The organism is Actinomadura montaniterrae, assembly GCF_008923365.1.
In the GTDB taxonomy this organism is placed as follows: domain Bacteria; phylum Actinomycetota; class Actinomycetes; order Streptosporangiales; family Streptosporangiaceae; genus Spirillospora; species Spirillospora montaniterrae.
Genome location: NZ_WBMR01000323.1, coordinates 1 through 8,049 on the forward strand (window position 1 = coordinate 1; position 8,049 = coordinate 8,049).

5 protein-coding genes are annotated in these 8,049 nt (G+C 70.6%); 3 read left to right on the forward strand and 2 right to left on the reverse strand.

The window, feature by feature from the left end:
* Nucleotides 1–853: hypothetical protein (locus F9B16_RS51855; protein WP_225992580.1), on the forward strand; the 853-nt coding region annotated here is incomplete at its 5' end.
* Nucleotides 854–865: 12 nt separating this feature from the next.
* Here the strand turns inward: F9B16_RS51855 and F9B16_RS47065 are convergent.
* Nucleotides 866–2,344, reverse strand: coding sequence for an OmpA family protein (locus F9B16_RS47065; RefSeq protein WP_151546777.1), 1,479 nt, complete (start codon nucleotides 2,342–2,344; stop codon nucleotides 866–868).
* Nucleotides 2,345–2,498: 154 nt separating this feature from the next.
* A complete protein-coding gene (locus tag F9B16_RS47070; protein WP_151546778.1) occupies nucleotides 2,499–4,331 on the reverse strand; it encodes an acyl-CoA dehydrogenase in 1,833 nt (610 codons plus the stop codon).
* Nucleotides 4,332–4,833: 502 nt separating this feature from the next.
* On the opposite strand from F9B16_RS47070, the gene F9B16_RS47075 reads away from it, so the two are divergent.
* On the forward strand, nucleotides 4,834–6,102 hold the full coding sequence (locus F9B16_RS47075; RefSeq protein WP_151546779.1) for a glycosyltransferase family 2 protein: 1,269 nt from the start codon (nucleotides 4,834–4,836) through the stop codon (nucleotides 6,100–6,102).
* Nucleotide 6,103: 1 nt separating this feature from the next.
* Nucleotides 6,104–8,049, forward strand: a 1,946-nt coding sequence (locus F9B16_RS47080) for a right-handed parallel beta-helix repeat-containing protein (protein ID WP_151546780.1), incomplete at its 3' end; no start/stop codon positions are given.

The window sequence follows — 8,049 nt, forward strand, 5'->3', positions numbered from 1 at the left end:
GGCCGGGAAGGGCGCCGCGGCGGGCGCGAAGGGGGCCGCCGGCGGGCTGAAGGGAGCGGGCGGGATCGCGGCGGTCGCGGCCGGGACGGCGGCGGTCGTTGCCGCCGGCGCCGTCGTCGTCGCGACCACGGCCCGGCACGGATCGGGCGGGAAGCACGACACCGGCGCGCCGCCCGCCGTCACCGTCGCCGCCGTCCGGGACTGCACGACCACCACCTACGCCGGCCCGACGGTGACGACGATGACGCCGTCCGCCGGACCCGCGAAGGTGCGGCTGCCCGAGCAGGTGAGACCGCCGAAGGGCGCGGCCGTCTTCCGCACCCAGATCGGGCAGTACCTGATCGCTCCCGCCGCCGAGCGGTGCGCGGGGTCCATGGGCGTGGACGGCGGCGGGGAGACCGACGTCCCGCCCCGCAACGGAACCGGGGGCGCGGGCCTGACCGGGACGATCACCCAGGTGCTGCCGGGAGGGGTCAGCGCGAAATACCAGATGGACTGCGACTACTTCCCCGACTCGCCGCAGGCGCGGCAGCAGGAGGGCGGCTGCCGGCCGCCGCTGCCCGTGCAGGCCATCCCGACCGGGGTGCGCACCATGCGGGCGTCCATCCGGAAGGACGAGCTGACGAACGGCGGCCCGCCGAGCCCGTACGTGGCCGTGTCGTTCGCGACGATGGACGCGAACGGGTGGCCGACGGTGGTCGGCTGCACCAAGCCGTGGTCGCAGGCCGACCTCTGCACGGCCGCCCTCACCTACGCGTTCGTGCAGGCCGCCGAAAAGGCGCACGCGCCCAAGGCCGACCTCGACCGGGCGGCCCAGCGCATCAAGGCGTTCGTGGCGTCCGCCAAGCAGTGACGCCGCGCCGGGTCACTGGACCGGGACGTTGAGGACCTTGCCGAAGGGGCCGCCGTCGAAGACCACGGACGAGATGTTGCCGGGCGGGGCCGGGACGTAGACGAACCCGCGCTGCGGCTGGTTCACGGCGGTGAGGAAGGTGGCGCGGCCCGGGTCGACGTAGACGGCGGGCTTGCCGGGGTCGCCGGGGCCGACGCGGACGGCCCGGTACACGTCCTTGCCGCCCTGCGCGAGGACGGAGAACGACGTGAACGCGCCGCCCGGGTAGTCCTTGTGCGCGTAGTTCGCGTCGGGCGGGGTGGTGCCGGGGCCTTCGTCGGTGATGGTGAAGACGCAGACGATGTAGGCGCCGTCCCGGTAGAACGGCTTGACGTCCAGGCGGCGCTTGTCGGCGCCGAAGCGGCCGTACCGGCTGGCGACGGTGGTGCCGTCCTGGCCGTGGAATGCGGCGGGCGCGACGGTGCCGCCGCGGCCGTCCGCGGCGGCGGTGCTGGAGCCGGTGGTGCCGTCGGCCTGCTGCCGGACGACATAGGAGATCTCGACGCGGCGGTTGCGGGCGCGGGCCTGCGCGTCGTCCTTGCCGCCCTCCTTGGCGACCGGCTCGGCCTCGCCCTTGCCGTGCGCGGAGTACTTGAAGGAGCCGCCGAGCCGCTTCTTCATCTCGTTCATGACGGCTTCGGCGCGCTGGCGGGACAGCTTGAGGTTGTAGGAGTCGCTGCCCTTGCTGTCGGTGTGGCCGTCGAAGGTCAGCGGCCGCTTGTCCGGGTCGGCCTTCGCCTTGATCTCCTGCGCGGCCTCGTCCAGGACGGACTTGGCGCGGCCGGAGAGCTTGGCGGAGTTGAACGCGAACAGCACGTCGGTGCGCAGGTTCATGGTGACGTCGGTGCCGCTGGACGTCACGTCCTTGATCTCGCCCTCGGTGATGTCGTACAGCTCGGCGGGGTTCCCGCCGGACGTCGCGGCCCCCGCCGCGGGCGCGTCCCCGATGCCCGTCACGGGGATGCCGGTGTACTCGCCCGCGGTGCCGGGGGTGATCGCGGTGAGCTTCTGGACGTTCTGCGGGACGGCCGGGTACTCGGCCTGCATCTGCCGGGTGGCGTTCGGCGCGAGCTGCGCGGCGCTGGTGGTCGCGGTCGGCTTGTACAGCTTCCCGGCCACGGGGTCGAGCAGCGCGATCTCGACCGGCACCGACTTCGGCGCCTGGTCGAGCGAGGTCAGGCTGTACTTCAGGACGGACTTGGCGCCCTGCCGCTCGACGCCGGTGATCTGGAGCCGGGCGTGCAGGCCGTCGGCGCCGCCGAACCAGCCCTCCTTGGTGAACCCGGCCGCCGCGGTGGTCGCCGTGGGCGTGGTGGAGCCGCCCGCCTTGGCGGTCGGCGGGTCGCTCTTGCCCGCCTTGCCGGAGTCGGAGCAGCCCGCGGCGACCAGCACCCCGGCGAGGGACACGGCCAGGGGGAGACGCAAAGAGACGCGGTGTCGGATGTCCGGCATCGGGTTCTCCGGTTCGGTTTCGGGGGGCGGGGGGAGACGCGCCCACACTAGTGACCCCGGCGCGGGAAGCGCAGCGGCCCCTGCCGCACAAGGGTGGCAGGGGCCGCGCGTTCCCGGTCCGCGGGAGGGCGGTGGGTTCGGTGATGCGGGTGGGTCAGAACGCCTCTTCGGGCAGCTCCATCACGTCGAGGGTGGTGGCCTCGGTGACGGCCCGGTCGGACGCCAGCCGCGGCAGCACCGTCTGGCAGAAGAACTGCGCCGCGGCGACCTTGCCGGTGTAGAAGGCCTTGTCGGAGTCGGAGACGTCGCCGCCGAGGGCGGTGAGGGCGACCTCGGCCTGCCGGCACAGCAGCCACGCGACGATCAGGTCGCCGAGGGCGAGCAGCAGCCGGGAGGTGTTGAGGCCGACCCGGTACAGCTCCTTCGGGTTCTCCATCGAGCCGAGCGCCCACCCGATCATCGGGTTCAGGATGCCCTGCACGTCGTCGAGGGCCTTGCCGAGCAGGGCCCGCTCGTTCTTCAGCCGGCCGTTGCCCGCCTCGGACTCGGCGAACGCCTTGATCTCGCCGGCGAGCACCTTCAGGGCCTCGCCGTTGTCCCGCAGGATCTTGCGGAAGAACAGGTCCTGCCCCTGGATCGCGGTGGTGCCCTCGTACAGGGTGTCGATCTTGGAGTCGCGGATGTACTGCTCGACCGGGTACTCCTGCAGGAAGCCGGAGCCCCCGAAGGTCTGCAGCGACTCGGCGCCGAGCAGCGCGTAGGCGCGCTCGGAGCCGAAGCCCTTGACGATCGGCAGCAGCAGGTCGTTGATCTTCTCGGCCTGCTCGTCCTTGCGGCCCTCGTGCTCGGCGACCTGCACGGCGTCCTGGTAGGACGCGGTGAGCAGCACCAGCGCCCGCATGCCCTCGGCGTAGGCCTTCTGGGTCATGAGGCTGCGGCGGACGTCCGGGTGGTGGGTGATCGTGACGCGCGGGGCGGCCTTGTCGGTCATCTGCGTCATGTCGGCGCCCTGGACGCGCTCCTTGGCGTACTCCAGCGCGTTCAGGTAGCCGGTGGACAGGGTGGCGATCGCCTTGGTGCCGACCATCATCCGGGCGTACTCGATGACGAGGAACATCTGCTTGATGCCCTGGTGCACGTCGCCGACGAGGTAGCCGACGGCGGGGTGCTTCTCGCCGAGGGTGAGCTCGCAGGTCGTGGAGACCTTGAGGCCCATCTTCTTCTCGACGTTGGTGACGTAGGCGCCGTTGCGCTCGCCGAGCTCGCCGGTCTCGACGTCCACGAGGTACTTGGGGACGAGGAACATCGACAGGCCCTTGGTGCCGGGGCCGGCGCCCTCGGGGCGGGCGAGCACCAGGTGGAAGATGTTCTCGGCCATGTCGTGCTCGGCCGAGGTGATGAAGCGCTTGACGCCCTCGATGTGCCAGGTGCCGTCGGGCTGCTGGACGGCCTTGGTACGGCCGGCGCCGACGTCGGAGCCGGCGTCCGGCTCGGTCAGCACCATGGTGGCGCCCCACTGCCGCTCGAGCGCCAGCTCGGCGAACTTCTTCTGCTCCGGGGTGCCGATGTGCCACAGGATCTGGGCGAACCCGGGGCCGGAGGCGAACATGTAGACCGCGGGGTTGGCGCCCAGCACCTGCTCGGCGACGGCCCAGGTCAGCGAGCGGGGGGCGCCGCTGCCGCCGAACTCGGGGGCGAGGTCGAGGCGGTACCACTCGGCGTCCATCCACGCCTTGAACGACTTCTTGAAGCTCTCCGGCATCTCGACGGTGCCGGTCGCGGGGTCGAACGCCGGCGGGTGGCGGTCGGCGTCCTCGAAGGAGTCGGCCAGCGGGCCCTCGGCGAGCCGGTTCACCTCGTCGAGGATGCTGCGCACCGTGTCCTCGTCCAGGTCGGCGTACGGTCCGCTGCCGAGGAGGTCCTGGCGCTTGAACACCTCGAAGAGGTTGAACTCCAGGTCCCGGAGGTTGCTCTTGTAGTGCCCCATTCGAGACTCCGTCTGGTCCGGCGGCGCCGGCCGGCCCCGCACGTTCTACTGGTCAGTAACTCGACATCATGCTACCCGCTGGTAACCAGTGGCAACCACCCAAAACCGGGCGGCTTGCGGGACGCAGGCCACAGAGACGTTCCCGGTGGCGACTAAACGTGACACGAATCACACCACGCCTACTGGCGCGTAGCTAAAAGCCGACAAATAGCAATCAATCGGACTTCCAGCCCTCTACACGGCAGCTAACTACCGGTTGGGTGTTTCCGAAGCATGGCGTCCGTGCGTCCGGATGCTTACCGACGCGTCGATCGACGAACGATCTCCGGCAATCCCTTGACAGTTGATCATGCGGCACGATAAAGAGCCCCGCCAATAGGGCAAGTGTGGCCGCATCTGGCAAAGATGAACCAATTGCTGGTCTGCTCACTCTTACTTGAGGTGGCACGGGGTCGCAAGAGTCGGCGGAGCTCCCGATGCCACGGGAGAGAGAGGACCTGTTTTGTCGTCTGTCACGGGGTGGCTGAGTGACGCCTGGAGTTCGGTCGCGGGGGCGACGGCCGGAGGCGACTGGCGGAAGTTCGTCCCGCTGGGCTTCGCCGGGCTGCTCGTCTGGGGGCTCTGGCTCTACCGGGTGATCCTGTCCCGCATGGACAAGCCGGTGGTCAACAACTTCCGGACGACCGTCTCGGTCGTGGTCCCCTCCTACCGCGAGGACCCCGAGATCCTCATCCGCTGCCTGGAGAGCTGGCTCGCCCAGAACCCCAGCGAGGTCATCATCGTGATCGACGTCGCCGACACCGAGGGGCACCGGCGGCTCGCCCAGGTCACCGACCCGCGGCTGCACGTGCTCGTCTACGAGCACTCCGGCAAGCGCTCCGCGCTCGGCGTCGGCATCCGCGCCGCCCGCGGCGAGGTCATCGTGTTCGCCGACTCCGACACCTGGTGGCAGCCCGGCCTGCTCGACGCCGTCCAGATGCCGTTCGAGGACCCGCAGGTCGGCGGCGTCGGCACCCAGCAGAACGTCTACCAGCGCACCACCAGCGTCTGGCGCCGCATCGCCGACTGGCTGGTCAACCTGCGCTACTACGACTACGTCCCGGCGATGGGCTCCAAGGGCGGCGTCGCCTGCCTGTCCGGCCGCACCGCCGCCTACCGCCGCTCGGTCATCCTGCCGGTGGTGGAGAACCTGGAGAACGAGTTCTTCCTCGGCCGCCGCTGCATCGCCGGCGACGACGGCCGCCTCACCTGGCTCACCCTGTCGCAGGGCTACAAGACCGTGCACCAGTCGTCGGCGCGCGCGATCTCGATGTTCCCCGACTCGTTCCGGGCCTTCTTCAAGCAGCGCATCCGGTGGAGCCGCAACTCCTACCGCTGCTACCTCACCGCCCTGTGGAAGGGCTGGCTGTGGAAGACGCCGTTCGTCACCAAGGTCACCGTGCTGCAGATCCTGCTGACCCCCGTCACCATGGCGGTCACCCTCGGCTACCTGATCTTCAGCCGGATCGCCGACAACTTCAACCCGATCGGCATCACGCTGGCGCTCGGCTGGGTGCTGCTCGGCCGCGGCATCCGCGGCTGGTCGCACCTCAAGCGGCACCCCGGCGAGATCCTGCTGCTGCCGCTGACCGTGTTCGTCGTCATCGGCATCTCGCTGCCGATCAAGCTGTACGCGTTCATCACCATGAACAAGCAGGGCTGGCTGACCCGCACCTCCGACCAGGTCGGCGGCGCCGGGCAGAGCGCCAGCTCGCTCCAGGGAGTGGGCTGAGGTGACGCACCCGAACCACCGCCCGCGCCTTCCCGGCGCCGCGGGGCGGGGTCTCGCCACGGCCGCCGCCGCGCTCGGCCTCGGGCTCGTCCCGCTCGGGGTGCTGCCCGGGACGCCGGCGCCGCGCGCGCACGCCGACCCCGTCGCCGACGCCAACCGGCAGGCCGCGCTGGTCGACCAGGAAGACCAGCGGATCATGCAGACCCGGTCCGTGCTCTCGGCGATCCTGATGATCGGCGGGCAGGCGACCGCGCAGTGGAAGCGGCCGCAGATCTTCGGCTCCGCGCAGGGCAAGACGCTCGTCCTGCCGCCGACGACCAACGGCCGCCCCTACACCATCGCCGACCTCGCCAAGTTCGGCGGCCAGTACTTCCGCCGCCAGACCGACGGCTCGTACCTGCTCGGCATCCACGTGTTCGTCGCCGACGGCGCGAAGCTGCTGCTCGCCAGCGGCACGAGCCCGCTCGTGCTGCGGATGGGCAGCCTGCCGGGCGCGTTCAGCTCCATCGTCAGCTTCGGCGGCACCGTCCAGATCAAGGGCACCCAGCGCGCCCCGGTGCAGATCACCAGCTGGAACCCGCGCGCCAACGCCCCGGACCGGCAGGTCGCCGACGGCCGCGCCTACATCCGCGCCGTCGGCGGCGAGTTCAAGATGGACTACACCAAGGTCTCCGACCTCGGCTTCTGGAGCGGCCGGACCGGCGGCATCGCACTGACCGGCACCGACCGCCCGTCCAGCGCGAGCAAGCACCTCAACAAGGAGCAGCGGCACGCCGCCAAGAAGAAGCGCCAGGAGCAGCAGCAGAACGGCGGCAACACCGGCGGCGGCCCCGGCGACATCGAGACCGAGACGCCCGGCGGCACCGCCACGCACGTCCCGGCCGCCGACCTCGTCACCGGGTCGATCACCAACAGCACCGTCACCGGCGACGCGTTCGGGCTGTTCGTCTCCGGCTCCAACCAGACCCAGATCACCAACAACGAGATCCTGAACAGCCAGGTGAACGGGCTGGTCATGCACCGGTTCGCGAAGAACGCCAACATCGCGAACACGACCGTGCGGGGCAGCAGGGGCGACGGGTTCGTGCTGTCGCGGGCCACCGAGAAGATCCGCGTCACCAACTGCACCGCGGAGAAGAACGGCCACGACGGCTTCACGCTGAACGGCAAGGCGCTCGCCGACGGGCCGTCCGCGTCCGGCGAGTCGCTGGAGAGCTTCGGCGACAGCTCGATCAACAACAGCCTCGCCAAGGACAACGGCCACTACGGCATCGAGCTGCTCGGCGGCGACAAGCTGTCGGTGCAGAACAGCAAGGTCATCGGCGGCGACATGGGCATCGTCGTGCGGGACGCCGCCACCAACGTGCAGATCTCCGGCAACCAGCTCACCGGGCAGGTCCGGCAGGGCATCTCGCTGCGCGACGGGGTGCGGGACGCCAACCTCGCCGGCAACACCGTGGACGGCGCCCGCACCGGCATCTACATGCGCGGCTCGTCGGCGACGCTGCTCGGCAACACGATCAAGGGCGCGAAGGCGCACGGCATCTCGGTGATCGGCTCCGCGGGCGGCTCGGAGATCCGCGACAACACGCTCAGCGGATCCGGCACCAGCGCGGTCAGCACGTCCCGGTCGCACGGGAAGGTCGTCAAGGAGGACAACAACGACGACGGCTGGCACGACACCGCGTCGCTGTGGATGAAGATCCAGCGGTACCTGACGCCGCTGAACGTCATCTGGACGTGCGTGTTCGCGGTCGTCATCTTCTCGATGATCCGCGCCCGCAACGACCGGCAGCGCATCGGCCGGCTCGGCCTGCACCCGTACACGCTGCAGCAGCCGCTGGAGAAGCGGCAGGTGTGGAGCCTGCCGCGGCGGTCGGCGCAGCCGCAGCCGCGGCCGATGCCCGCGCGGCCCGGCCCCATGCCGGGCCCGATGCCGGGCGCGCC

What these genes read in the sequence shown, in the direction of transcription:
- F9B16_RS47065 (WP_151546777.1), bottom strand. Translation starts at nt 2,344, where the DNA reads ATGCCGGACATCCGACACCGCGTCTCTTTGCGTCTCCCCCTGGCCGTG.
- F9B16_RS47070 (WP_151546778.1), bottom strand. Translation starts at nt 4,331, where the DNA reads ATGGGGCACTACAAGAGCAACCTCCGGGACCTGGAGTTCAACCTCTTC.